The sequence below is a fragment of the Robiginitalea insularis genome, assembly GCF_052497835.1.
This window is the reverse complement of sequence record NZ_CP199296.1, coordinates 91,248-116,305: the sequence shown is the minus strand read 5'-3', so window position 1 is coordinate 116,305 and position 25,058 is coordinate 91,248. Positions and strand designations below refer to the sequence as shown.

Sequence of the window (25,058 nt, the reverse complement as noted above, 5' to 3'; positions counted from 1 at the left end):
GGTTAATTTTTTGGAGACACCACAAAGGCCAGCTTATCGGCTGCCGGGCTCAGGGCCATACGGCTGATGGTTCCCCATGCTTCAGGAAATTCCTGTAAGGGTTGCCATTCCATATCTTTCCCGGGCCTGCAGGAAAGCAGCATATTCTGATACCCGCAAAGCAACTGCCCGTCCGGTAACCAGCAAATATCCTGGCTTCCTTCCGGTAGTTGGACAATCGGGTCCGTGGCTCCTGAACGCGGGTCCATGGATTTTAAAAGCAACTGCCCGTTTTCAACCGCTGTATAACTGATACGGTCAGAGCCGGGAATCCGCTGCAGGGAGCGCCCCACTCCTTTCTGAAAAGTGTAGACGGTATGATCTTTCAGATTCGCAACCACCAGGTTCATCCCCTCTCCGGTTAAAACGGTACAGACCAGCAGGTCTTTGGAGTACCACAGGTGGTACCCCACTTTCTGATCCTCAAGCAGCACTTTTGATTTTCCGGAAGACAGCTTATAACTGTAGAGCCTCTGCAGCCCGCTTGTATCCAGGCGAATGGCCGAAACAGCATTCCGATGCGGGATTTTCAAGGGGGAGTATTCGCTCCCGACAGGGGTGTTGGTAACCCAGCTCAGCAGGCTGTCACTGATGGTGTAGCGGGCAATATCTGTCTGTCCGTTTCGTGTACGGGAATACAGTAATTCACCCTCGTTTAAGAAGGAGGGCTGGTTATCATAGCCAGCGTTATTCGAGATGTTTATGGGTTTATCCAGACGGATTACCCCCTCCCGGATTTCAAGTCCGGCCAGGTATATTTCCGATTCCGTTTGAGCATGCAGGCTGCCCAAAAAGCTCAAGAGGATAACCCCCCGAAGGGCCTGGAAAATAAGGGTTTTGCTTAATGTAGTCATAAGGAATGCTTAATGATCTGATATGTGCGGCATAAAGCTGGTTTATCTGAAAGATATCATGAGTATAATATTTATTTTTCATTGGATCAGGGTCCCCGGAAATAATTTAAATACTCGTAAAACGCTTTAATAATTCGCGTACATTTCCAATCCCGTCCACATAGTATCGCGCCTGGGTCTTCATGCGCCCCACTTTTACCGTAATGGCCTCCTTTGGTAAATCCTGGAACATAAATTCATCTGTCCAGTCATCCCCGATGGCAAAAATAAAGTCATAGGACTTGCGGGAGATCATCCGCAATGCCGCACGGCCCTTATTTACATTACTGCTTTTGATTTCTACCACCTTATTGCCATTGAGTACGCTGAGGTCGTCATTGGCAATCAGGGAGGTCAGCACCGTATTGAGCTCAGAAGCCCTTTTCTGCCCGAAATCAGGATCTGTACTGCGGTAGTGCCAGGCCAGGGAGTAATTTTTATCCTCAATAAATGAGCCCGGGGTACGATCCACGAAGGACTCCAGTACCGGTCGGATTTTGGCCATCCAGTCATTCTTGACATTCTCCAGCAGCTGGAAAGGCTCCCCTTTTTCAGCGATCCAGACGCCGTGCTCTACGATCATGGAATATTGCTTCCCTTCAAACCACCTCGTGAAGGTATCCTTGTCACGGCCGCTGATCAGGAAGATGTCTGTACGGGTCTGCTTGTGGAGTTCATCCAAAAGATCCAGTAACTCGCTATCCGGACTGGCTTTTTGCGGATCATTTTTAAAGCCGGCCAGGGTACCGTCGTAATCCAGGAAGAGGATGCGGTTTCCGGCTTTCCGATAATCTTTCATCAGGGTATTGGTCTGGTCCACCGATAGGCGCCTGGCCACAAAACTGAAATCCTGCTTCTTCTGTACTTTGAGGGAGTCCATAAAATCATTGGCCCATTTTTCAACATTATAGCGCTCCAGGCGTTTTTGCATGGGCACATTCCTGGCTACCTGTTCTTCTTTGGGCATATTGATGGCCTGGTGCAGCGCATCGGCTATCTGTTCAAAGTTATTGGGGTTGATCAGCAGGGCTTCATTCATTTCATTGGCCGATCCCGCCATTTCACTTAAGATGAGTACCCCGCTCTGGTCTGTACGTGTGGCGATGTACTCCTTGGCTACCAGGTTCATCCCGTCGCGGATAGGGGTTAACCAGGCAATGTCACAACTGGTGTATAAGTCTATGAGGTTGTCAAAGGGGAGCGAACGGTAGAAATACCAGATAGGGGTCCAGCTGACCGTAGATAACTCGCCGTTGATTCGCCCAACCAGTTCGTCTATTTCTTTTTTGAGTTTTTGGTATTGGGGAACCTTGGAGCGGGAGGGAACCGCCAGGATAATCAGGCGTACTTTTTCCTTATACTCCGGGTATTTCTGCAGGAAGTACTCGAAGGCATTGATGCGTTTGGCAATCCCCTTGGTGTAATCCAGCCGGTCTATGGACAAGAAGAATTTGGCATTAGGGGTAGAGGCCTTATGAGTGTTGAGGCGGCGTTTCAGGTCTGATTCTTCGCCCGCCTTTAACTTGCTGTGGTCCAGGGCGGCCTGATGGAATTTTTTGTAGTCGATGCCCATGGGAAAGGAGTCTACCTTTACGATACGCTCTTCCAGGTGGATTTCGTTAAAACTCACTTCCAGCCCCAGCAGCCGGCGTACCGAACTCAAAAAATGTCGCTCGTAATCATAGGTGTGGAAGCCGATCAGGTCCGAGCCCAGCAGGCCCCTGAGGACCTCCCTCCTCCAGGGCAGGGTTCTGAATATTTCATAGGAGGGGAAGGGGATATGCAGGAAAAAGCCAATGGAAACTTCTGGACGTTGTTTGCGGACCATTTCGGGAACAAGCATCAGCTGGTAATCGTGTACCCAAATTACATCATCCTCTTCGGCCACCTCCAAAATGGCATTGGCAAACTTCTGGTTAACCGCTTCGTAAATTTCCCAGTTTGAGAGCTCAAATTCGGAGTATTCCATAAAATAATGGAAAAGGGGCCAGACCGTTCGGTTGCTGAATCCAAAATAGAAACCATTCACTTCTTTTTTCGTGAGCCGTACCTTGGAACATCCATGTGCTTCCAGCGCTTTATCTATTTCTCCTTCCAGGCCATCCGGAATTTCTTCATCCGTTAGTCCGCTCCATCCAATCCAAAGACTTTCCCCGTCACTGTGTACCGATTTCATCCCCGTAGCCAGCCCGCCCACACTGGGAATGGCCTGCAGCCCCCCATCGCTGATTTGCAATTGAACGGGAAGTCTGTTTGAGATAATGATAGTTTTGCTCATGAAACGGGATTTATTCGTGGATTTTGAATTCATTTTGCCTAAATTTCGTCAAATTGAGGCGCAAAGCCAATTAATTCGAAAATTTTAAAGAAAATATAGCTTATGGATAATCTGGATTATGGAATTATAGGGAATTGCCGGTCGGCGGCCCTGATTTCCAAAACGGGCTCCCTGGACTGGTGTTGTCTGCCTGAGTTCGATTCCTCTTCTGTTTTTGCCAAATTGCTGGACCAGGAGAAAGGAGGGAGTTTCGCTATCCTTACAGACGACTCCTATACCATCACCCAACGATACAAAAAGAATACAGCCCTTTTGGTTACCCGCTTTTCAGATGGGGAAAATATTTTTGAGGTACGGGATTTTATGCCCCGCTACTACAAGGAAGACCGGCAATACCAGGCCCCGCCTGAAATTGTGCGTTACATTCGCTATATAAGCGGGAAACCGGTCTTCAGAGTACAGTACGACCCGCGCCTGGAATACGCCCAGGGGCATACCGAAACCTTTGTGAAGCACAATTTTGTGGTGAGCCTGAATCATGGGGAGAAGTACGATACCGTTTTCCTGTATACCTCCTTTAACAAGAATGCGGTGGTTGAAGGCAGGCCCATCGAACTGACGGAGGATGGTTTTTTCCTGCTGGGGTATAATGAGAAGTTGTTTAAGCCCACTACAAAAAAAATGTACCTGGAATTGGAGCGAACCAAGGTATATTGGTTAAACTGGAGTGCCCGCACCCCGGTTTATAAACAATACAACGCCCAGATACACCGATCAGCCATAACGCTGAAACTGCTGAGTTACGACAAGTCAGGGGCCGTGCTGGCTGCTGCAACTACTTCCCTTCCCGAAACCATAGGGGAGGTGCGGAATTGGGATTATCGATTTTGCTGGATACGGGATGCCTCTATGGTAGTCAAGGTGGTCTCCGACCTGGGGCATAAAAATGTGGCCCGGAGGTATCTGAGGTTTATTGTAGACCTGATTCCCGACAAAGACGAGAAATTGCAGATCATGTACGGGATCAATAAAGAGAAACAACTAACCGAAACCACCCTGGACCACCTGGCCGGTTATAAAGGGTCTAAACCCGTGCGGATTGGCAATGCCGCTTACAAACAGCGCCAAAACGATATTTACGGCATCCTCATGGATGTAATCTATGCGCAACTGGTGCGCTTTGAGAACGACATCGAGAACGGGGAAGAGCTCTGGACCCTTACCAAGGGGATCGTCTGGATTGTACAACGTCACTGGCGGGAAGCCGATAAAGGCATCTGGGAATTCCGGACCGAAGACCGTCATTTTACCTTTTCCAAGGTCCTTTGCTGGGTGGCCATCGACAGGGCTATAAAAGTTGCGCGAATATTCAGGAAACAGCGTAAAATTGAGAAATGGAACCTTCTGGAACAGGAGATACGCGAAGATATCCATCAGAATGCGTGGAATGAGGAGGTTCAGGCCTTTACCCAATCCTATGGATCCAAAAATCTGGACGCCTCTGTTCTGCTGATGGAAAGCTATGATTTTATTGATGCCAAGGACCCCAAATTTGTCAGTACGGTGTACGCCATTGAAAGGGAATTGAGTAATGACGGTTTGTTGTACCGCTATAAGAACGAAGATGATTTTGGACTTCCCTCCTCATCTTTTACCATATGTACCTTTTGGTTTATCAACAGCCTGTTTAAAATAGGGGAGGAAGACCGGGCCCAGGAGCTCTTTGACCGCTTATTGAGTTACAGCAACCATTTAGGCCTTTTCAGTGAGGATATCGATTTTAAAACCAAACGCCTGCTGGGGAATTTCCCTCAGGCGTATTCCCATCTGGCATTGATAGAGTGTGCTGTGAATTTTTCCAACAAGGCCCACGAGGCTCAGATACTGAAATCTATGCAGAATTAAGGGCAGAAGCCCGGCTGGGATTTCCTTGGCGTTTTTAATGGAATGAAAGGTATTTGCGGGGATAGGGATTAGATTTAAAAAAAGGGGGTGGGGCCCCCGGAAAATGAAGGCGGAGTATTTAAAATGCCTGATTCTGCATTCCATTTACCCTGTATTCAGAGGTTTCCTGAACGGAGACTCCTTATCTCTGCTGGCTTTTCGCCAAATCCCTCAGGTAACTGAGCAGGTTTTTCAGGTCTTGGAGGCTCGTAAAAGGATTCATCAGGCTGGTCCTCAGGTATAACCTCCCTTTAAGCCTGGTCTGCACAATATAATAGCGGCCCGCTTTCAGGCTTTCCGCCCTTGTGAATGCATTTAACTGATCCAGAGCCTCCAGGGACATTCCCGGTTGAACATACCGGAAGCACACAATGTTTGACATGGGACGGACTGCAACTTCAAAATCGTCTGCATCTTCCAGGATACGCCAGAAATCGGCAGCAAGGTCGTACTGACGGGTAAGGAACTGGTCAAAAAGGGCTGTCCCGTAAACCTTGAATAACAAATACCAATGCAGGCTCATCATGGTCTTGGTACATTCAAAGGTTTTCTTCCCGCTATTGATCCATCCCGCTTCTTCCACCTCACTGAGGAGGTAGTCTGCTTTCTGACTAAAGGTGTGCAGGGCATGCCTCCCATTGCGATAAATAAGGGCTGTGGTAATAGTGGGCATCAACATCATTTTATGCCCATCAATGACAACGGAATCTGCCTGTTCAATCCCCTGAAGCAACTGACGGTATTTACCCGAAAAGATAGCAGCCCCTCCATGGGCCCCGTCTACATGGAACCACAGGTTTTTTGATTTGGCGAAGCGGGCGATTGCCTGCAGGTCATCATAAGCCCCGGTTGCTGTGCAGGGGGCACTTCCGACTATGGCAAAAACCTCCAGGCCTTCGGACTGAGCCTGTTCATAGTATATTTCCAGCTGGGATGGGTCCAGCGCAAAATTCTTATTTACAGGGATTTTGATTATTCCCTTATTTCCAAGCCCCATAATTTTTGCAGCGCGATCAATACAGTAGTGGGCTTCTTCGCTTACCATGATAGCAAGGGGTTTTTGCAACCCTTCATTCCAGACATCATGGCTGGCTTTCGCCTTTCGGGCAGACAACAGTGCTGTCAAATTGGCCAATGTACCACCGGAGGTAAGCAGGCCGCCGGCAGCTTTCCGAAAGCCCATGTTTTCGGCTAGTGCTTCAATAACACACTGTTCAATAGCGGAAGGGGCCATCCCCATTTCATACACGGCCATCCCATTGTTCAGCAGCGCACTGACCATCCCGCTCAGGGCTGTAAGGGGGGCCGTTGCAGAAACCTGATGCCCCATGTAACGGGGGTGGTGGGTATGGGTTGTCCGTTTAATTACTTCGGAAAAGAATTGTTCCGGATTACCCGAGGTCATAAATTCCTTCCAGTACGCGAGTTGTTTATCCGGATCTTCCCACTGCAATACCTGCGGGGCAACCCCCTTTGTAGACAGTTGCAGATGTGCATGAAGCTGTTCCATCAGCATGTTCCCTGCAGCCAGAAAATGATCAGGATTGAAAGCTTTTTGTAACAGGTTTTGATCCATGGTTGTAAGGGTATGGTACTATCAGCCAAATTATGGCTAAAGGTACGTCAGGGGCGGGAAGAAAAAAACCGCCCGAAACGGGCGGCTTTAATTGTATACTTTATTAAAAGATCAGTCGAACTTGTACCCGCCGTCGGCTGCAACCTTATCGGCAATCTGCTCGCGAAGTGCCGCCACATTGGGCTGATTGGTATACTTGGTAAATCGCTTCAGACCCATCAGCATCATTTTCTGTTCGTCCCCGGAGGTAAAGGATACTATGGCTTCTTTTCCTTGTTTGATTACGATATCTACCGCTTCGTACAGGTTGAGCCTTGCCATGGCAATCTGGGTTGCCTGGGCTTCCGGACCAGAACGCTTGGCATTTTTCTCAGCCCTTAGGATTGCTGATTCTGCCATATAGATTTGGATCAGGATGTCAGCAGCAGCCATAAGGAGTTGCTGATGTTTTTCCAGGTCTGGGCCATACGTCTGTACGGCCTTTCCTGCTACCATCAGAAAAACCTTTTTCAATCGGGCGATCATGTCTTTTTCCTCAGCAAGCAGGCCGGAAAAATCGGGGATGTCAAAGGAAGGGATTCCCATTAACTCTTCTCCCACGGCCGTTGCCGGGCCCAGCATGTCCACGTGGCCTTTCATGGCCTTTTTAATGAGCATTCCCACCGATAGCATCCGGTTGATTTCATTGGTTCCCTCATATATTCTGGAGATCCGTGCGTCTCTCCAGGCCTTTTCCATAGGCGTATCAGCGCTAAAGCCCATTCCCCCGAAGATCTGAATCCCTTCGTCCGTGGTTTGCTGTACATCTTCGGAAACGGCAACTTTCAGGATCGAACACTCTATGGCGTATTCTTCAACACCTTTTAATTCTGCTTCCTGGTGCGAGTTTCCGGCAGCTACACGCAGCGCAATACGATCTTCAATATTTTTTGCAGCCCGGTAACAGGCAGCTTCACCCACATAGGCATTGGTAGCCATCGTGGCAATTTTGGCCTTGATGGCTCCGAAATTGATAATAGGGGTTTTAAACTGAACCCGTTCCGCAGCATAGCGGACAGCTTCGTCTGTTACCCGTCGCTGGGCTTCCAGGCAGGCTGCAGCCAGTTTGATCCGCCCCACATTCAGGGCATTCATGGCGATTTTAAACCCATTTCCACGTTCGGAAAGCATATTTTCAACCGGCACTTTGGTTTCGTTGAAAAAAACCTGACGGGTAGAGGAGGAGTGGATCCCGAGTTTCTTTTCTTCATCCCCAAGGCTGATCCCGTTCTTCGGATCGTTTTCAACAATAAAACCGGTTATGTTCTTATCGTCTTCTATCCTTGCGAAAACAATGAAAAGCTGGCAAAATCCGGCGTTTGAAATCCACATCTTCTGTCCTGTAATGGAATAGTATTTACCATCCTCGGAAAGAACTGCCTTGGTTTTCCCGGAATTGGCGTCGGAGCCGGCTCCCGGCTCGGTAAGGCAATATGCCCCGAACCATTCCCCGCTGGCCAGTTTGGGCACGTATTTTTGTTTTTGTTCTTCTGTTCCATAAAGGGTTATGGGCAGCGTGCCAATCCCCGTATGGGCACCGAAAGCAGTGCTGAAGGAGCCGGTGGCGCCGGAAATATAATCACAGACCAGCATGGTGGAGACAAAGCCCATCCCCATTCCGCCATAGGCTTCAGGTACAGCAATACTCAACAGCCCCAGCTCCCCCGCCTTTTTCATGCAGGCTTCCGTATAGGCGTAGTCTTTTTTCTCAAATCGCTCCCAATGGGCCCAAAGCTCGCGGTCTACGAATTCAATGGTGCTCTCACGCATCATTTTTTGTTCCTCATCGAGGTCTTCTAGGGTGAAAATATCATCGCAGTCTGTCTCCTTTACGAGAAACTGCCCCCCGCGCAGGATATCTTTTTCTTTGGTTTCGGTGTTCATAGTTTTTTTATTTAAATCTGTTTATCCAATTTTATTATCAGGCAAGGAATTCAAAAATACCGGCAGCTCCCTGTCCGGTACCCACGCACATGGTTACCATGCCGTATTGCCCTTTCATATTTCGCCGGCGCATTTCGTCAAAAAGCTGGACAGAGAGTTTGGCACCGGTACATCCCAGCGGGTGTCCTAATGCAATTGCTCCTCCGTTTACGTTTACGATTTCCTGGTTTAAGCCCAGTTCCCGGATCACTGCCAGGGACTGGGAAGCAAATGCCTCGTTCAATTCGATCAGACCGATATCTGCCAACTTTAATCCGGCCTGGGAAAGTGCTTTAGGGATGGCCTTAACAGGTCCGATTCCCATGATCCTGGGTTCTACCCCGGCTGCTGCATAGTTTACCAGTCGGGCAATGGGTTCCAGTTTCAATTCCTTCACCATTTCCTCGCTCATAACCAGTACAAAAGCAGCCCCGTCACTCATTTGTGAGCTGTTTCCTGCCGTTACGCTGCCCCCTTCTGCAAATACAGGCCGAAGCTTGGCGAGTACTTCCAGGGAAGTGTCTGCACGCGGACCCTCATCTTTGGATACGGTGTAGGAATCTGTCGTTTTTTTGCCGGCGGTATTTACATAGGTATGTGAAACCTCAATGGGCACAATCTGGGAATCAAATTTCCCTTCTTCCTGTGCCTTCAATGCTTTTTGGTGGGATGCATAGGCGAAGGCATCCTGGTCTTCCCGGCTAACCTTGAATTGTTCTGCCACCGCTTCGGCAGTAAGCCCCATACCCCAGTAGTAGTCTTCGTGCCCGGCTTTTGCTATTTTATAATCCGGGGTGGGTTTGTATCCGCCCATGGGAATATAACTCATGCTTTCGGCCCCTCCGGCGATAATACAGTCTGCCATCCCGGCCTGTATCTTTGCGGTGGCAATCCCTATGGTTTCCAAACCTGAGGCACAGTAACGGTTAACGGTAACCCCGGGCACGTCTTCGATCTGCAGGCCCATCAGGGAGATCAGTCGGGCCATATTAAGGCCCTGTTCGGCTTCCGGCATGGCGTTCCCTACAATCACGTCATCTATACGCTTTTTGTCCAGCCCTGGTAATTCCGCCATCATATGGGCGATGGTTTCAGCTGCCAGTTCATCAGGTCGCTTGAACCTGAATTTGCCTCTCGGGGCTTTGCCCACAGCGGTGCGATATGCTTTAACGATATATGCTGTTTTCATGATCTTTTTTGGATCTCTATTTATAATTAGTTTCTTAAGGGTTTTCCGGTTTTAAGCATGTGCTGGATGCGTTCCAGCGTTTTGCGTTCGGTACACAGGGAGAGGAAAGCCTCCCTTTCCAGGTCTAAGAGGTATTGTTCAGTTACATAGGAGGCTTCTGAAAGGTCGCCTCCCGCCATTACATAAGCGAGTTTGTCGGCAATCTTTTTATCGTGTTCTGAAATATAATGCCCGGCTTCCATTGAATCCGTGCCCACCAGGAACATTCCCAGGGCCTGTTTCCCAAGGACTTTTACATCTTTCCTTCGTATAGGCTGTGAATAACCGCTTTCAGCCATAATACGGGCATACTGCTTAGCTGTGGCAATCTGCCGGTCTTTATTTACGACAATGATGTCTTTCCCTTTCTGAAGGATCCCGGTATCAAAGGCTTCATAGGCAGAAGTGGAGACTTTCGCCATCCCAATGGTGAGGAAATATTCCTGGAGTACATTGAGCTCCACATCGTTTTTCCTAAAGGTATCCGAAGCGCGCAGGGCCATTTCTTTGGATCCTCCGCCCCCGGGGATTACCCCAACACCGAATTCGACCAGACCTATATAGGTTTCAGCCGCCGCTACAACCTTATCTGCATGTAAACTAAGTTCACATCCACCACCCAGGCACATACCGTGGGGTGCTGCGATTACAGGGATAGCCGAATACCTCATGCGCATCATTGTATCCTGGAAATATTTTACAGCCATATTAAGCTCGTCATATTCCTGTTCAACGGCCATCATAAAGATCATTCCAATATTGGCCCCTACTGAAAAGTTTGCAGCCTGGTTTCCGACTACCAGGCCCTGAAAGTCCTTCTCGGCAAGGTCTACCGCCTTATTGAGACCCGCCAGGACATCGGCACCAATGGTATTCATTTTGGAGCGGAACTCCACATTTAAAATTCCGTCCCCAAGGTCTTCCACTACCACTCCGGTATTTTTAAAGACTTCTTTGGATTCCCGGATGTTATCCAGAATAATAAAGGCATCCTGCCCGGGTATTTTGCGCTGTGCTTTTTCAGGGATATCGTAGTACCAGCTGGCCCCGTCCTTGACAGTATAAAACTGCTCTGATCCGGCTGCCTTCATTTCCATGACCCAGGGGGCTACCTCTTGCCCGTTGGCTTTGGCAAGCTCAATCCCCTGCTCCAGGCCGATGGCATCCCAGATCTGAAAGGGACCGTGTTCCCAGCCAAACCCGGCCTTCATCGCATCATCAATTTTATAAAGCGCATCTGTGATTTCAGGGATACGGTGGGAGACATAGGCAAATAAAGCCCCGAAACTATTGCGATAAAATTCGCCTGCCTTGTCTTTTCCAGCCACCAGTACCTTAAAACGATCAATAACCGTATCGATAGTTTTGGTGTTTTCCAGGGTGGCAAACTGGGCTCGTTTTTTTGAGCGGTATTCCAGCGTATCGAGGTCCAGGCTCAGGATTTCACTGGAGCCGTCCTTGTTCTTGACTTTTTTATAGAATCCCTGTCCGCTTTTGCTACCCAGCCATTTATTGTCTACCATGGTTTTGATAAAATCGGGCAGCTTGAACAGGTCTTTGCGTTCGTCATCCGGACAATTTTCGGCAATCCCATTGGCTACATGTACCAGGGTATCCAGTCCCACAACATCCACAGTACGGAAAGTGGCAGATTTTGGTCTCCCGATAACCGGGCCGGTAAGCTTGTCTACTTCTTCCACGGTCATTCCCATTTCCTTAACCGTATGGAAGAGGCTCATGATACTGAAAATCCCAATCCTGTTGCCGATAAAGGCCGGGGTATCCTTGGCAACTACCGAAGTTTTTCCCAAAAATTGTTCCCCGTAACTATTGAGGAAATCCAGGACTTCCGGCTTGGTTTTGGGCCCCGGGATGATTTCAAATAATTTCAGGTAGCGGGCGGGATTAAAGAAATGCGTTCCGCAGAAATGCTGCTGAAAATCTTCACTCCGCCCTTCACTCATAAAGTGAATTGGAATCCCTGAGGTATTCGAGGTAATAAGGGTGCCCGGCTCGCGATGTGCTTCCAGTTTTTCAAATACCTGTTTTTTGATATCCAGTCGCTCCACAACCACCTCGATAATCCAGTCTGCACTGCCGACTTTGCTGATATCATCCTCCAGGTTTCCGGTTTGAATCCTGGAAGCAAAATCTTTGTGATAAATAGGGGAGGGCCTGGATTTCAGGGCGTTAGTTAAGGAATTGTTTACTAATCTGTTGCGTACTACCGCATCCTTAAGACTGAGGCCTTTCGCCTTTTCAGCATCTGTAAGTTCCCGGGGGACAATATCCAGCAGTAATACCTCCACTCCTATATTGGCAAAGTGGCAGGCTATCCCACTGCCCATTATCCCTGAGCCAATTACGGCAACTTTTTTAATGTGTTTTTTCATGGATCCCTTCTATTTGGATTTTGATTGGTCTGATTTCAGATAGATTTTTTTTTCGCTGATCAATTGATTGATGGTTTGCACAACTGCATAGAACCCCTTCAGATCTTCGTCTTTCAGTTCACATTTTACCGCCTCATTAAAGCGAAGTACCACGTCTTTGGAATCCTTGCGTTTTTCAAGTCCGAAATCCGTAAGATGTATAAGTACGCCCCTTCCGTCTTCAGGGTTGGGTTTGCGGCAGATAAGCCCTTTTTCTTCCATGCTTTTCAGGATACGGGAGAGGCTGGTTGCTTCCATACCCATCTTAGGCCCCAAAGCAGTAGAAGGCGTTCCCGTTTTCGGGTCAATACTCAATAGCGTAAAACCCACGGCCATGGTACTGTCGAAATTTTTTGCCTCTTCATTGTACATGCGGGCCACGGCCTGCCATGTAGCCCGAAGGGCATAATCAATTGTGATATCCTTCATATGCAGTAATAAGCACTTCAAATATAATAAAATTTATTATGCATGCATAATAAATTTATAAAAATCAGTTGTAGCGCCTTTTAAGTGGAGAACTATATTTTTTCGGCGGGATGCCCGTAAATATCACTGTAGAGGGAAGCGTATTTCTGCAGGATAATTTTGCGTTTCAGTTTCATGGTAGGGGTGAGGTGACCTTCTTCCACAGTCCAGATATCCGGGGTCAGGCGGAAGTCCTTCACCTTTTCCCACTTGGCGAATTGCGCGTTGGCCAGATCAACTTCTTCCTGATAGCGCGCCACCACTTGCGGGTGATCCACAATTTGTTGATTGCTGGACAATTCAATCTTATGCCTTTTGGCCCATTCGCTCAGGAACTCAAAATTGGGTTGTATCAGGGCAGCAGGCATCTTTTCGCCTTCTCCCAACACCATGATTTGTTCTATAAAGCGCGATTGTTTAAAACGGTTTTCCAGCAGTTGCGGGGCCACATACTTGCCGCCGGAGGTTTTGAACATCTCCTTCTTGCGATCGGTGATCTTTAAAAAGCCTTCCGAATCGACCTCTCCGATATCCCCGGTGTGGAAGTAGCCGTTTTTTAGTACCTCGGCAGTTTTTTCCGGATCCTTGTAATAGCCCATCATTACATTGGGGCCTTTGCAGAGAATTTCCCCGTCTTCGGCAATCTTTATTTCGACCCCCTCTATAATCTTTCCAACGGAGCCGATTTTCCATCCGCGATTTCGCTGGTCGTTTACAGAAATAACAGGCGAAGTCTCCGTAAGACCATATCCCTCCATAACAGGGATGCCTGCAGCAGCAAAGATCCTGGCAAGGCGCTGTTGCAGGGCAGCACTTCCGGAGACCATGGTTTCCAAATTACCGCCCAGGGCTTCCTGCCATTTTTTAAAAATCAATTTGCGTGCCAGCCCTAGCTTTTTCTCATACCACCAGCCATTAGCCCCGTATGGTTTGTATTGTAATCCCAATTCCACCGCCCAGAAAAACAAGGCTTTTTTAATTCCTGTAAGATCTGCACCCCTGGCGATAATTTTGTCATAGACCTTTTCCAGCAACCTGGGAACCACCGTCATGACATTGGGTTTGACCTCCTTTAGGTTATCACTGATTTTGTCCAGTCCTTCGGCATAGTAAACACTGATCCCGCAATACTGGTACAGGTAGAGGATCATCCGTTCGAAAATGTGACAAACCGGTAAAAAACTAAGAGCACTGTGTCCATAGTCAAAAGGAACCCGTTTCTGGCTGGCCAGCACATTAGAGACGATATTGTGGTGCGACAACATAACCCCTTTTGGTTTTCCGGTGGTCCCGGAGGTGTAAATAAGGGTCGCCAGGTCTTCGGGCCTTACTGAGTCCATCCGCGCCTGTACTTCCTTCTGGTTGGATTCGTCTTTCCCCAACTCCTTTACTTCACTCCAATGCTTACAGCCCGGAATCTCATCAAAACTGTATACCCCTTTTAAACTGGGAACTTCAGACCGGATAGCCTCCACTTTCTCAAGCACTTCCTCACAGGAGACAAAACAAAAGACCGCTTCCGAATGATTCAGGATATACGAATAATCGGCTTCTGAGATGGTAGGGTAGATCGGTACGTCCTGGGCCCCAACCTGAAGGATTCCTGTATCCATAATACTCCATTCGGTGCGATTGGTCATAGAGATCAGGGCAATTTTATCATTTGCCTGAACCCCAAGGCGCAATAATCCCCTGCTTATTGCATTGGCTTGGTTGAGGTATTCTGCTGTAGAAACCGCTCTCCACTGGTCTCCGTATTTGGTTACCATGGATTTTTCCAGGGCGCAGTTGGCTTGTTGATAGTAGGGGAATTCGAAGAGGCGTTTTACTTCTTGCATTTTGTTTAGCTGCTTAGTGCATTGCAAAATAAGAAAAGGGAGTGGTATTTTACAAGAAGGCTGATAATATCTGCACTGTATTTTTGCGTAATTGGCAAAATAGTGCACAATGAGCCAATGGTCATGTACCCATTTTTAAGTTGAAGATTGGTTTTATGATGGCCAGCTGCAGTTTCCTGTTTTAAATTGTTGGAGGGGGGGGGATACCCCCCCGGTCCGATATTTCTCCGGATTGAGAGAAACGCCCCCGTCATAAATGCAGGCCTGAGCCTCTAGTGCGGACTTATTTATAAAAATCGTCCGCCTCTCCCAGCAGAGTGGTCAGTTCCACTACATGTCCATCCGGATCCTGAATGTAAACCGAATGGAAATAGTGATGATCCTGTTCTTTAAATTCAATACCCAGCTGCCTGAAGTGCCCCAGCGCTTTGTCGTAGTTTTCGCGGGTCACCTGAAATGCAAAGTGATCAATGCAAATTCCTGAAATATCAGGTGTATTGGATGCGCCATCCTTAACCGGAAAGAGGGCAATTCCACTTTTTCCATATAACATAAAAATAGGGAAATCCCCCCATTCAGGAAGCTGATAGCGCTTTAGCCCGAGTACCTGCTGGTACCAAGTAGCCGAGCGCTCCATATCGCTCACCCTGAGGGCAACGTGATCCAAAAACTCAAGTGAAAAGGGTGTTTTCATAATGCAGCTGGAATGAGCCCGCTAATCTTTTAGATGTCGGTTAAAAAAGTCTGCAGAGGCCTCATAGGCTTTTAGCCAGCTTTCATGGCGGAGAAAGCCATGAACTTCATCAGGGAAAACCAGGGCTTCATTATAAACCCCAAGCGCATCCAGCCGATTCTTTAAATCTATTGACTGTCCGAACATTACGTTGCGATCATCATCTCCGCTAATAAGCAAAACAGGAGATTGCCATTTGCTTAAATCGTTAACAGGCGAAGATTCCAACGCCAGTTCCATCAGATCTTTTCCGATTCCCCAGGCGCCTCCTGGAGAGAAGTCACGGGCGCGCCAGGACCAGTCGTGAACCCCGTGTAAATCCACCCCTGCCTTAAAGATGTCTGAATTCCTGGCCAGCCCCATAGCGGTGAGGAAACCTCCGTAGGAACCGCCCCAGAGTCCTATTTTGTCTGGGTTTACCTCTGGCCGTGATTGCAGATAACGGGCTGCAGCCAGGATATCCTGGTATTCGGATGCGCCTCTGGGACCCTGTTTATCAGCCCTTCTGAAATCCCTGCCATAGCCAATCCCGGTACGGAAATTCACTGCCAGTACCACATAACCCTGAGAGGCCAGATATTGATTCATCGCATAGGCATTTGCGTAATAACCACTGTAATGAAAGCCCAGCAGCATTTGCCTGATGGGCCCTCCATGCATGAAAATCAACCCTGGTTTCCTGTCTTTTTTTGCGGTATCGGGTAAGAACAACTGTCCGTGGATGGTAAGGCCATCGGCAGCGGTGAACTGAACCGGAACGGGTTCAGTAAAGGCATCCCTTGGAAAATCGTCCTCGATTTGTGTTAGCCGATGTTTCCCATTCCCGTTTTGAAGAACAACTCCCGTGGGAAGGTCGTAAAGGCCCTCCCGAAAGGCAAAAGCATCCCCTTCAAGGGCAACGGGATCTGTCTCTATGCCCTTGCCTGAAGTGATCCTTTCTGTTTGCCCGTTTTGGACATTGCTCCTCCACAGGTGCCTTCTGTGTGTGTCTCCGCAATTCGTGGAGATTATTACCGAAGTTTCATCCAGAGACAGCGTGCTGTTCTCAATTTCACATTGTCCGGGACTCAGGTCTGTTAACCCGCTCCCGTCCGGGTTGATGGCATACAAGTGATTCCATCCCTGGTGTTCCGAACTGAAGAGAATTTTCCCACTGCGGGTCCATCTGAGCGGATCGTTGGGATAATATTGAGCAAAACCACCATCATCTCCTGGCGATGCCCAGATGGCCTTTACATTATTGCCATCGGCATCTGCAACCATGATTGTAAAAGGGTTCCCGCCCATAATATTTCGCAGTTCGTCTTTACCCTGTCCAGGCCTGCGGATATAGGCTATTTTTTTTCCATCTGGAGACCATGCCGGATGTTCATCAAAATACAGAGAGGGGGCTACCCATTGAATTTTTTGCTGATTGATCTGATACTGTCCGATAAAACTGTGATCACCCCGGGAACTCACAAAGGCGATGGCCTTGCCGTCGGGGGACCAGGTAAGGGAACCGGCCCCACTTCGAACCTCAAATAGTTTTTTCGGTTTCGCACGGGCAACGGAAAGGTCAGGGATAAGGTATACCCCCTGTTTTGAAGGGTAAATAAGAGATTTTCCATCCGGGGAAAGGACAGCGGAACTGGCAGTGGCCAGGGTATCGGTTTGTTTATCAGAAAGTCGCATTCGCAATAAAATACGCTGCGGAGTACTTGGCAGGCTGGCCGGATTTGCGGGATAACCCTGACGGTTGTTGCCATTACCTTTTGTATAGATCAGAAAATCTGCGGTAAGGATCAGATTTCCAAGATCCAGGCCATCGTCTTCCCGGTAATTAGTGAGTTGGACAGGAGCAGGCTCCGAAACCAGGCTGTGCCAGATGTTGCGGACGCCCTCTTTGTTGACAATCCATGCAATCGCCTTTCCGTCTGCAGTACCCTCAATGGTTTGGGCATAGGGCCCTGCAAGCATATTTTCAAGTTGGGTCTGGGGAAAGGCTGTTGCTCCGGTCATTAGGAGCGCGATTAGTAATGTTTTTGAGATTATTCTATTAGTATCCATTGTATTTGGTTTTAGTAGCAGACTTTGAATACAGCACAGCAATCACGACTTTACATTTTCAAGTTCTGAATTATCCTGATGTTCCTTTACTTTTTCAGAAGTCACAAAATACATTTTAAGCATTCCTTTATTTTTTGCCGAAATCATTCCCCTGTACTCGCACTGAAAATGATCCTGAACCAGTTTAAAGGTGTTCTCAGAGATATTGACCTTGCTGGTGGAAGAGTTCGCTTCCATCCTTGCAGCCGTGTTAACGGTATCTCCCCAAATGTCGTAGGCAAATTTTTTGGTTCCCACCACTCCGGCCACTATCGGCCCGCTGTTAATACCGATACGGATTTCAAATTTTTGGCCTCCGGGAGTATTATCTGCCTCTACTTCCCCTACAAACCGGATGATATCCATAGCGGCCTTAACCATTCTAACGGCATGGTCTGAAGAAGTGAAAGGCAATCCCGAGGCACACATATAGCAATCTCCTATACTTTTTATTTTTTCCAGCTCATACTTTCCAATGATTTCATCAAATTTTGAGAAATAGAAATCCACATTCTGAACCAGGGCCTCAGGGCCCATATTTTCGGAGTGGTGGGTAAAGCCCACAAAATCTGCAAACATAACCGTGGCAGAATCGAATTTTTTAGCCTTTACCCTTCCGCTGCGCTTGAGCTCTTCCGCCGTTTCGTCCGGCAGGATATTCTTCAACAGATTATCTGAGCGCATCTTTTCATCCTGAATGATGCGGGAAGTCTTTTTAATATAGCGATAGCGGTAATACATGCCCAGGGCAAGCAGAAACACCAGGCCGGTAATTCCAATACTTACATAGAGGATGGATTTTTGTTTACGATCCCTAAGCGATTGAATTTCAGCCTCTTTTTCCAGTAAATCTACCTCGGCCTGTTTCTGGGAAATTTCAAAATCGTTTCGCATTTTGGCCATTTGTTGAACGAGATCAACATTATTGATACTGTCTTTATATGCGGTATAGGTTTTGTAATATCCCAGTGCCCGGGTCGTTAGTCCTTTGGCCTCATACAATTCGGAAAGTTTCAGATTGGCATCGCTAATTTGTTCTTTCAGCCCGTATTCTTCGGCAATGGCGAGACCACGGTGTGTATAACGCAAGGCAGCATCCAGATTGTTCTGATTTTGGTAGATATCTGCCACATAAGGGAGAAAGGCAGCAATTCCATAAAAGTCCTTTTCCTCACGCAGAATTTCCAGACCCTGATTTAGTTTTAATAGGGCCAGGGAGTCTTTTCCCTGTTTTCCGAGTACCATGCCAACTGAGCCCAGATAATACCCTTTGCCCAAATTAAAATCAACAGCTTTGAATAACGCACCCGATTCCTCAAAATAGATCAGGGCGGAATCCAATTTTCCCTGATTGAAATACTCATCACCTGCATTGGAAAGTGCCATGGCTACAGAGAGTGAATCGCCGGTGGTCTTCAGTATCCTGATGGCCCGGTTATAGTAATCACTGGCATTTTGGGTATTGCCCATCAAAGAATAGGAATCTGCAATGGTGATGTAGGCCTGACCTAAATCCTTGTCGTTTTCACGCTCAATTGCCAGGTTGGCTGCATAAAAATAGTTTTTCAGCGCCTCTGCAAAATCTCCCGTCATCCGATACGCTGTTCCTTTCCGAAAATAGCCATTATAGAGGGCTTCCGGGGAATCCATTCGGATCGCCATCTCGATGTAGGCGTTGCTATACTGAAGCATTTTTTGGGGATCCTGCAAAGCATAAGTAAGTTCCCCAAGGATTGCAATACTGTCTGCCGGCTCAAACGGGCCATTCAGATAATACGCTTCCAGGCTGTCTGCGGATTGGGGAAGCTGTTGCTGGGCACATAGCTGCGAAAGGCCACAACTAAAAAAAAAGCCCAGGCATATCCGGGCCAATGTTTTCCTTACTTTAAATAAGATTTTATTTGGTGCAGACATAAAAAGCAGCTGCTACTATCTTTTAGTTTACCTTAATCTTCGGGTCTATCTGAAAAATACCTCCTTTACTTTCACCTTCGTGAATTACCCGAAAGGATATTTTGTATTTGTAATCTGTCCCGGGTTCCGTTGTGGTTACAATGGTGCCCCTTACTTCTCCGTCGTCCGCAGTCAGGCGATTATCCCCTCCAAATACATCTCTCCCCCCATTGGCCCCCTGGTGGTTGATCGCCACAATTTCCACACTACTTGTTTCAGTAGCCCCAAGTGCCACTCCCTTCCAGACAATAATATCATCCACGTTGGCGCTGATGGTATAATCTTCATTACTACTACCGTCCGTCTGCCCGAAATTACAAGAGGCGTTAACATCTGGGTTTTGTATTTCAGCAGTATTAACATACAGCGTAATAATACGTTCTGTCTGGGCATGCCCCCATTGCATAAAAAAACAGCTAGCTCCAATGGCAAGTAATACTATTTGTTTGGTAGTCTTCATTTCAGTTAGTTATTAAGTTTGGTATAAGATAAGGCATTTTTGGATAGGGTGCTAGGAATTCGCAGTAAGTGAAGCCGCTGGGAGCTATGGTGACAAACAAGATCCGTGGGATTTACATTTTAAACGGCTCATCCTGATCTTTTTTTTGCAAAATATGCATGGATACTTGCAAGCCTGTATCGACGAAAAGAGCTACTGTTTATTCTGCAGGGTTGATTTTCTGTATTACAGGGTTAAATGCCTTGGATGCCAGAAGTACTTTGTTTCCGATTTGAAATGCTCCGGCCTCTGACGATTCAACAATTACTTTTACAAGATCGTTTCCCACCAGGACGGTAATGACAGAAACTACCTCTTCTTCCATAATGTTTACAATATCTCCGGTAAATGTGAATTTCCCACTAAGGGTATTGTTAGAGAATACTTTGGGTGGCGGACCGTGACGGGTTATTTTTCCATTGTTCATCACCCAGACTTCCCCGGCCAGTTTCATAATTTCAGATATATCGTGGCTAACCAGAAAAGTGGTTGGTTTAAACTCCCGTTGTATTTTAAGAATATAATCCTGCAATTTGTTCCGCGTTTTTCCATCCAGGGCAGATAAGGGTTCATCGAGTAACAGCATCTCCGGTTGCCGGACCAGAGCCCTGGCCAGTGCAACCCTTTGTTTCTGACCTCCGGACAGGGTTGCGGGTTTTCGCTGGCATAGTGCACCCAATTCCATCAATTCAATAATTGAGTTGGTTTTTCGTCCACGATCCTTTCCGGCCTCCGCGAACTGTATATTTTCCAAAACCGTCATATTCGGAAAGAGGGCATAGTCCTGGAAGACATAGCCCGTATTTCGTTTTTGGGGACTAAGATTAATCTTTTTGGAAGCCTCATACCAGTATTTTTCCCCTATCCGGATTTGTCCGGAGTCCGGCTTTAACAAGCCCGATAAGATCCGCAGCAGGGAAGTCTTCCCAGCGCCGGATGGTCCGTACAGGGCAATGCATTTACCCTGCAGCACTTCCATTTCCACATCAAGGGAAAAGGATTCCTCAGGTCCGTCCAGCTTTTTATGAAGATTCAGTACAATCATTTCCAGAAGCGGTTCAGGTAGTTCCCATTAGCAAGATAGACGGTCAGGAGTATAAAGAAAGTTATCGCAAACAGGATGAGTGAATAAAAATTGGCCATCCCGTAATTCATGGCCTCTACTTCCTCATAAATCGCAATGGAGGCCACCCTGGTTTCTCCCGGGATATTCCCACCTATCATCAAAACCACCCCAAACTCTCCAACGGTATGGGCAAAGGAAAGTACAACCCCTGTTAAAAGGGAAGCCCTGATGTTGGGTAGCTGTACTTTCAGCAAGGTCTGCCATTTGGATTTTCCCAAAACGAATGCCGCTTCCCGCAGGGAGGGAGGGAGCCCGGAAAACCCTGCCTGTACGGGATGTACCATAAAAGGGAGACTGTAAATTAGGGAAGCCAGAACCAGGCCTTCGAAGGAGAAGACCAATTGCAGGCCCAGCCACTGGTCCAGCCAGGCCCCAAAACTGTTGCCCGGACTGAAGGCAATCAGGAAATAAAAACCCAGCACGGTTGGTGGCAATACCAGCGGCATACTGACCAGGGTTTCCACCACAGGTTTGATTCGCGAACGGGTATGTGCCAGCCAGTAAGCCAGGGGAAGCCCAAGAAACAGTAATAGCAGCGTAGTGGCCAAGGCCAGTTCAAAAGTCAGAACAAGCGGGTTCCAGTTCATGCCGGCTGCAACATTATTTGATTAAAAGGGATTACCATCAGTAAATCTATCCCTTTTTCAAGGGACATAGCCTCAATAGCCTTTGTATCTGCGATAGCTGATATTGATCCACCATCCCATTGTACATCTATACGGCTGAGAATCTTTCCTTCCTGCACTTGGGAGACAACCCCGGAAATGCGGTTTGCCACACTCATAAGTGGGCTTCCTGCCTGACACAGAATCACTTCAGTTTCTTTAAATATCAGGTTTACCGCGGAACCTTCATTCAGATAGTCTGCCGTCCCGGGCTTATCAATAACCACTGCCTGAAGGTCTAGGTTCTCTGAAACACTTACCACTACCCGGCTGAGGTTTCCATGGCTGACGACCGAACTGATATGTCCCTTTAACTTATTCATTAATTAAATACCCATAAGATTTCAGGATTTCCCTGGCCTGTCGGGAAAAAAGATACTGATAAAATTCCTGAACGCCCTTTTTCAAGCCATTTTCAGGATGAAGCAGTAAAATCCCCTGACGAATAGGTTTGTGCAGTTTCGGATTAACCGCCATCCATCTGCCTTTTCCCTGCAATTCAGGGGCAAACAGGGCGGAGCGTGCTGTAAAACCAAGCTCGGCGGCCCCGGAATAAATATATTGAGTGGTCTGTCCGATATTTTCCCCATAAACCAGCTTGGATTGTAAGGGCCGGTAGAGGCCTTTTTGCTCCAATACCTCTTTTGCAGCCCGGCCGTAGGGGGCTGTAACCGGATTGGCAATTGCAATGTGGGATATGGAAGGAAGTTGTAAGACTTCAAAAGAGGGATTGATACTGTCTTTCAGGCTTAATAAAACCAGACTTCCCAGGGCGTACACTTCTGGCGCTTTTTTTGAAAACCCTTTGTTGTAAAGATCCTGAGGGTATTTCATATCTGCCGCCAGGAAAATGTCGTAAGGCGCCCCTTCCCGTATTTGCGCCGTGAGTTTTCCTGTAGAACCGAGCACCAGTTGGCAGGTAATACCCGTTTCTGCGGTAAAAGCAGCGGAGATATCCTCAAGAGCATACTGCATATTAGAAGCCGAAGCGATCACTATACCTTTATGGGTTGCAGTTCTGCAAGAGGCCAGGAGAATAAAAAATGGGGTAGCTAAAAGGAAAAATTTAAAAAGATGCTGCTTCATTAAGATTCTCTGAGCGGTTTAAGAGGAATACCCCCTATTTCTAAACACTTAAAGTAGTTTACCAAAGGAAATGGACAGGGACTAGGACTGCTTGTCAAACTTAACCTTGCAGGTAGGACATTCCAGGCTATTGCTTCCTTTTTTCAGCCGTATCCCGTCAATATGCTTTATTACGAAATCCTTTATAAAAGAGTAGTGAGCCATATGATTGTTGACGTCGATCTGCTTATCCTTATAGAGTTCCCGGATCTGCTGATCGTATTCCTGCTTCCCCCAGCAATTCGGACAAACTCCTTCCGGGCTTTTCCCGGCGTTTTCGCTGCGGTCCTTTTTAAAAAATGCAATTAGTTTTTCAATCATGGAATAAATCCGTTATGCTGGCCGATATAGTGTACCCAGCTTCTATAAATTTACGATATTCTCACGTTCCATAAAAGCTTTTAGTCAGGGTCTTACATATTTCAATAAAAATCAATCTTTCGTAAAAACCTGATGATTGAAGTGGATTAGTCTTTTTTGGATCGCGGCCTGAGCAATTGGTTTTTTACAAGAGGCCAGTGGATTATTTTTGAGAAATGATTGGGGATAAGGCTTTTTTAGATCCCGTCAACTCCCATTGGGCAAGACTAACCGGAATATTGCCTATTTTATTCAGCTGATCGAAAAAGTTTTTGGGAACAAACGGCTCTCCGGAATTTTCAAGCTGCAGGGCATAATCTGCCAAAGCATTTTCAAGCAAATATTTCCCGCTGATATAACTGCTGCCATATCCGGGTTGCCGCATATAGAGGTGCTGCTCAAAGAGTAACAATTCCTTTTCGGTTTTCATCCAACCCCTGGGCGTATATTCCGAATGTATCCCTCCGGCTTCTTCCATACTCATCAGGTTGGCGTGGGCATAAAGGGAGCCCAGGCCCCTGGCCGCCCGCTGCGCGATCATGATATATACTATTTCCCGGCTTCGGGGACTGTCTTCATACAAACCGGCCTGCAGGAACATCTCCTCCACAGCGGTTGCCGTACCCTCATTGCGGGAATCAAATATATTATAGAGTAAAGGGCCCCTTCTTATCTCACTCTGATTCGGTTCGGTATCCATACGGGCCAGTTCAAACCAATGGTAAAAATGCGAGTATAAGGGCCTGGGATCCAGATGCTCCCCGATTACAAAAAAATTGCGCTTCTCCCTGGGAATATAACTCCCCAGATGTTCCCTCAAGGCAGGTTCAAAATAGGGTTTTACGGTAACGATCTGCTGCTCTTGCAAAAAGGAAATAAGACTGCTGGCAGCCCTGTCTGCCATCGCATTATAGGCTTCCACAGAGTTGGCATCTTCCAGCTCGGCAAGATCCCGGTTTTTGTGTTCCTCAAATTTCAGCGCGGTCCAGGCTCTTGCCAGTTCCCGCTTCAGTAGCAGTACCTCGTCTTCCCAGCTAAGAGGAACCAGATGTACATTTTGCAGATACCAGCTATAGTTTTCTTTTCCGATGCCAGAGGGGCCTGTTTTGTTGCCGGCTTCTGCCTGTAACCAGGAAACCAGTTCGTCCGTGGCGGTTTTTGCTTCAGCCACGAGACGGCTAAGTTCGGGGTCTTCAGAGATATGCGGATCATTTGCCAGGGATGATAATACCTCGCTCTGTTCTTTAATATCCCGTATTCCGGCAACCCATAACTCTTTTGCATTGCCAACCAGGTTGGTTTGTGCCTGACGGTTTAAAGCAGGAATTCGCTTAAGGTCTGCCTCCAATCTTGTTTTTTCTTCAGGGGTCAATGGAAACTGGTACGTCCACAATTCCGTGGTTCCGTGGTTTGTGGGGCCTTCGTGCGCAGGAACATCGCTTCGAGCTGTCCAGACGGATTTATAAAAAGCGGGATCCCTTTGCCAGGGTTTCAGGATTCGCTCATTAAAATCGTATCCGTTCATTTCTGCCCATACGATCATCCAGTCTACCTGTTGTGGAATATCCCAGTTGGCAGTGTCTATTTGCTGCAGCCTGCTGCGCAAGGCTTGAAATTCCGGGCGTCTTTTATCGAAAGTCTGCTGACGGTAATCGGGGGCTCCCTCAAAGAGAGGCGGGTTTTCAAATTGACGCCAGTCCTGAAAAAGAAGGACCAGGTCCTTGTATTCATCGGTTTCAAAAGTATCCTGGGTGTCAGCCTTTTTTGCATTGGGTTCCGAGCATCCGATAAAGCAGATGCACATCAGAAGGATTATTACAGGTTTATTCATAGGGCTATTAAAAGGGTTAT

General features: G+C 47.5%; 19 protein-coding genes. 1 reads left to right on the top strand and 18 read right to left on the bottom strand.

The window, feature by feature from the left end:
- Nucleotides 1–2 precede the first annotated feature (2 nt).
- Together ACT6NV_RS00555 and ACT6NV_RS00550 are read right to left on the bottom strand one after the other, a co-directional pair.
- Nucleotides 3–893: a hypothetical protein gene (locus ACT6NV_RS00555; RefSeq protein WP_445385339.1), complete on the bottom strand. Its 891-nt coding sequence runs from the start codon at nt 891–893 to the stop codon at nt 3–5.
- Nucleotides 894–999: 106 nt separating this feature from the next.
- Entirely contained in the window at nt 1,000–3,210 is a 2,211-nt protein-coding gene (locus tag ACT6NV_RS00550; protein WP_445385338.1) for a bifunctional alpha,alpha-trehalose-phosphate synthase (UDP-forming)/trehalose-phosphatase, read from the bottom strand.
- Nucleotides 3,211–3,312: 102 nt separating this feature from the next.
- Here ACT6NV_RS00550 and ACT6NV_RS00545 point away from each other — a divergent pair, with 102 nt between their 5' ends.
- Nucleotides 3,313–5,115, top strand: coding sequence for a glycoside hydrolase family 15 protein (locus tag ACT6NV_RS00545; protein WP_445385337.1), 1,803 nt, complete (start codon nt 3,313–3,315; stop codon nt 5,113–5,115).
- A gap of 181 nt (nt 5,116–5,296) precedes the next feature.
- Here the strand turns inward: ACT6NV_RS00545 and ACT6NV_RS00540 are convergent, their stop codons facing one another.
- The 16 genes from ACT6NV_RS00540 to ACT6NV_RS00465 form a co-directional block, all read right to left on the bottom strand.
- A complete protein-coding gene (locus ACT6NV_RS00540) occupies nt 5,297–6,730 on the bottom strand; it encodes a pyridoxal phosphate-dependent decarboxylase family protein (protein ID WP_445385336.1) in 1,434 nt (477 codons plus the stop codon).
- A 111-nt stretch (nt 6,731–6,841) separates the two neighbouring features.
- Nucleotides 6,842–8,653 carry an acyl-CoA dehydrogenase family protein gene (locus ACT6NV_RS00535; protein WP_445385335.1) on the bottom strand — a complete coding sequence of 604 codons (1,812 nt, stop codon included), beginning with the start codon at nt 8,651–8,653 and terminating at the stop codon, nt 6,842–6,844.
- Nucleotides 8,654–8,690: 37 nt separating this feature from the next.
- Nucleotides 8,691–9,881 (bottom strand): acetyl-CoA C-acyltransferase, encoded by a 1,191-nt coding sequence (locus ACT6NV_RS00530; RefSeq protein WP_445385334.1) that lies wholly within the window; start codon nt 9,879–9,881, stop codon nt 8,691–8,693.
- A gap of 26 nt (nt 9,882–9,907) precedes the next feature.
- Entirely contained in the window at nt 9,908–12,313 is a 2,406-nt protein-coding gene (locus tag ACT6NV_RS00525; RefSeq protein WP_445385333.1) for a 3-hydroxyacyl-CoA dehydrogenase/enoyl-CoA hydratase family protein, read from the bottom strand.
- Nucleotides 12,314–12,322: 9 nt separating this feature from the next.
- Nucleotides 12,323–12,781: a MarR family winged helix-turn-helix transcriptional regulator gene (locus ACT6NV_RS00520; RefSeq protein WP_445385332.1), complete on the bottom strand. Its 459-nt coding sequence runs from the start codon at nt 12,779–12,781 to the stop codon at nt 12,323–12,325.
- A gap of 92 nt (nt 12,782–12,873) precedes the next feature.
- Nucleotides 12,874–14,658, bottom strand: coding sequence for an AMP-dependent synthetase/ligase (locus ACT6NV_RS00515; protein ID WP_445385331.1), 1,785 nt, complete (start codon nt 14,656–14,658; stop codon nt 12,874–12,876).
- Between the two features lie 283 nt (nt 14,659–14,941).
- On the bottom strand, nt 14,942–15,352 hold the full coding sequence (locus tag ACT6NV_RS00510; protein WP_445385330.1) for a VOC family protein: 411 nt from the start codon (nt 15,350–15,352) through the stop codon (nt 14,942–14,944).
- Between the two features lie 21 nt (nt 15,353–15,373).
- Nucleotides 15,374–17,440 carry a prolyl oligopeptidase family serine peptidase gene (locus ACT6NV_RS00505; protein WP_445385329.1) on the bottom strand — a complete coding sequence of 689 codons (2,067 nt, stop codon included), beginning with the start codon at nt 17,438–17,440 and terminating at the stop codon, nt 15,374–15,376.
- Between the two features lie 42 nt (nt 17,441–17,482).
- The gene (locus ACT6NV_RS00500) at nt 17,483–19,351 is read right to left on the bottom strand and encodes an adenylate/guanylate cyclase domain-containing protein (RefSeq protein WP_445385328.1); all 1,869 of its coding nucleotides are present in this window, start codon (nt 19,349–19,351) and stop codon (nt 17,483–17,485) included.
- 64 nt (nt 19,352–19,415) lie between these two features.
- The gene (locus ACT6NV_RS00495; RefSeq protein ID WP_445385327.1) at nt 19,416–19,892 is read right to left on the bottom strand and encodes a hypothetical protein; all 477 of its coding nucleotides are present in this window, start codon (nt 19,890–19,892) and stop codon (nt 19,416–19,418) included.
- Between the two features lie 199 nt (nt 19,893–20,091).
- Nucleotides 20,092–20,976 (bottom strand): ATP-binding cassette domain-containing protein, encoded by an 885-nt coding sequence (locus ACT6NV_RS00490; protein WP_445385326.1) that lies wholly within the window; start codon nt 20,974–20,976, stop codon nt 20,092–20,094.
- On the bottom strand, nt 20,973–21,644 hold the full coding sequence (gene modB, locus ACT6NV_RS00485; RefSeq protein ID WP_445385325.1) for a molybdate ABC transporter permease subunit: 672 nt from the start codon (nt 21,642–21,644) through the stop codon (nt 20,973–20,975). Before modB ends, ACT6NV_RS00490 begins: the two co-directional genes overlap by 4 nt.
- Nucleotides 21,641–22,045, bottom strand: coding sequence for a TOBE domain-containing protein (locus ACT6NV_RS00480; RefSeq protein WP_445385324.1), 405 nt, complete (start codon nt 22,043–22,045; stop codon nt 21,641–21,643). Before ACT6NV_RS00480 ends, modB begins: the two co-directional genes overlap by 4 nt.
- Nucleotides 22,038–22,808: a molybdate ABC transporter substrate-binding protein gene (modA, locus tag ACT6NV_RS00475; RefSeq protein ID WP_445385323.1), complete on the bottom strand. Its 771-nt coding sequence runs from the start codon at nt 22,806–22,808 to the stop codon at nt 22,038–22,040. Before modA ends, ACT6NV_RS00480 begins: the two co-directional genes overlap by 8 nt.
- 81 nt (nt 22,809–22,889) lie before the next feature.
- Nucleotides 22,890–23,168: a hypothetical protein gene (locus ACT6NV_RS00470; RefSeq protein ID WP_445385322.1), complete on the bottom strand. Its 279-nt coding sequence runs from the start codon at nt 23,166–23,168 to the stop codon at nt 22,890–22,892.
- Nucleotides 23,169–23,370: 202 nt separating this feature from the next.
- The gene (locus ACT6NV_RS00465; protein ID WP_445385321.1) at nt 23,371–25,038 is read right to left on the bottom strand and encodes a hypothetical protein; all 1,668 of its coding nucleotides are present in this window, start codon (nt 25,036–25,038) and stop codon (nt 23,371–23,373) included.
- Nucleotides 25,039–25,058 lie beyond the last annotated feature (20 nt).

Bases quoted from the DNA above. Each gene is read 5' to 3' on its own strand.
- ACT6NV_RS00540 (WP_445385336.1), bottom strand. From the start codon at position 6,730: ATGGATCAAAACCTGTTACAAAAAGCTTTCAATCCTGATCATTTTCTG.
- modB (WP_445385325.1), bottom strand. From the start codon at position 21,644: ATGAACTGGAACCCGCTTGTTCTGACTTTTGAACTGGCCTTGGCCACT.
- ACT6NV_RS00535 (WP_445385335.1), bottom strand. From the start codon at position 8,653: ATGAACACCGAAACCAAAGAAAAAGATATCCTGCGCGGGGGGCAGTTT.
- ACT6NV_RS00465 (WP_445385321.1), bottom strand. From the start codon at position 25,038: ATGAATAAACCTGTAATAATCCTTCTGATGTGCATCTGCTTTATCGGA.
- ACT6NV_RS00495 (WP_445385327.1), bottom strand. From the start codon at position 19,892: ATGAAGACTACCAAACAAATAGTATTACTTGCCATTGGAGCTAGCTGT.
- ACT6NV_RS00480 (WP_445385324.1), bottom strand. From the start codon at position 22,045: ATGAATAAGTTAAAGGGACATATCAGTTCGGTCGTCAGCCATGGAAAC.
- ACT6NV_RS00545 (WP_445385337.1), top strand. From the start codon at position 3,313: ATGGATAATCTGGATTATGGAATTATAGGGAATTGCCGGTCGGCGGCC.
- ACT6NV_RS00505 (WP_445385329.1), bottom strand. From the start codon at position 17,440: ATGGATACTAATAGAATAATCTCAAAAACATTACTAATCGCGCTCCTA.
- ACT6NV_RS00490 (WP_445385326.1), bottom strand. From the start codon at position 20,976: ATGATTGTACTGAATCTTCATAAAAAGCTGGACGGACCTGAGGAATCC.
- ACT6NV_RS00510 (WP_445385330.1), bottom strand. From the start codon at position 15,352: ATGAAAACACCCTTTTCACTTGAGTTTTTGGATCACGTTGCCCTCAGG.
- modA (WP_445385323.1), bottom strand. From the start codon at position 22,808: ATGAAGCAGCATCTTTTTAAATTTTTCCTTTTAGCTACCCCATTTTTT.
- ACT6NV_RS00550 (WP_445385338.1), bottom strand. From the start codon at position 3,210: ATGAGCAAAACTATCATTATCTCAAACAGACTTCCCGTTCAATTGCAA.
- ACT6NV_RS00520 (WP_445385332.1), bottom strand. From the start codon at position 12,781: ATGAAGGATATCACAATTGATTATGCCCTTCGGGCTACATGGCAGGCC.
- ACT6NV_RS00530 (WP_445385334.1), bottom strand. From the start codon at position 9,881: ATGAAAACAGCATATATCGTTAAAGCATATCGCACCGCTGTGGGCAAA.
- ACT6NV_RS00525 (WP_445385333.1), bottom strand. From the start codon at position 12,313: ATGAAAAAACACATTAAAAAAGTTGCCGTAATTGGCTCAGGGATAATG.
- ACT6NV_RS00515 (WP_445385331.1), bottom strand. From the start codon at position 14,658: ATGCAAGAAGTAAAACGCCTCTTCGAATTCCCCTACTATCAACAAGCC.
- ACT6NV_RS00555 (WP_445385339.1), bottom strand. From the start codon at position 893: ATGACTACATTAAGCAAAACCCTTATTTTCCAGGCCCTTCGGGGGGTT.
- ACT6NV_RS00470 (WP_445385322.1), bottom strand. From the start codon at position 23,168: ATGATTGAAAAACTAATTGCATTTTTTAAAAAGGACCGCAGCGAAAAC.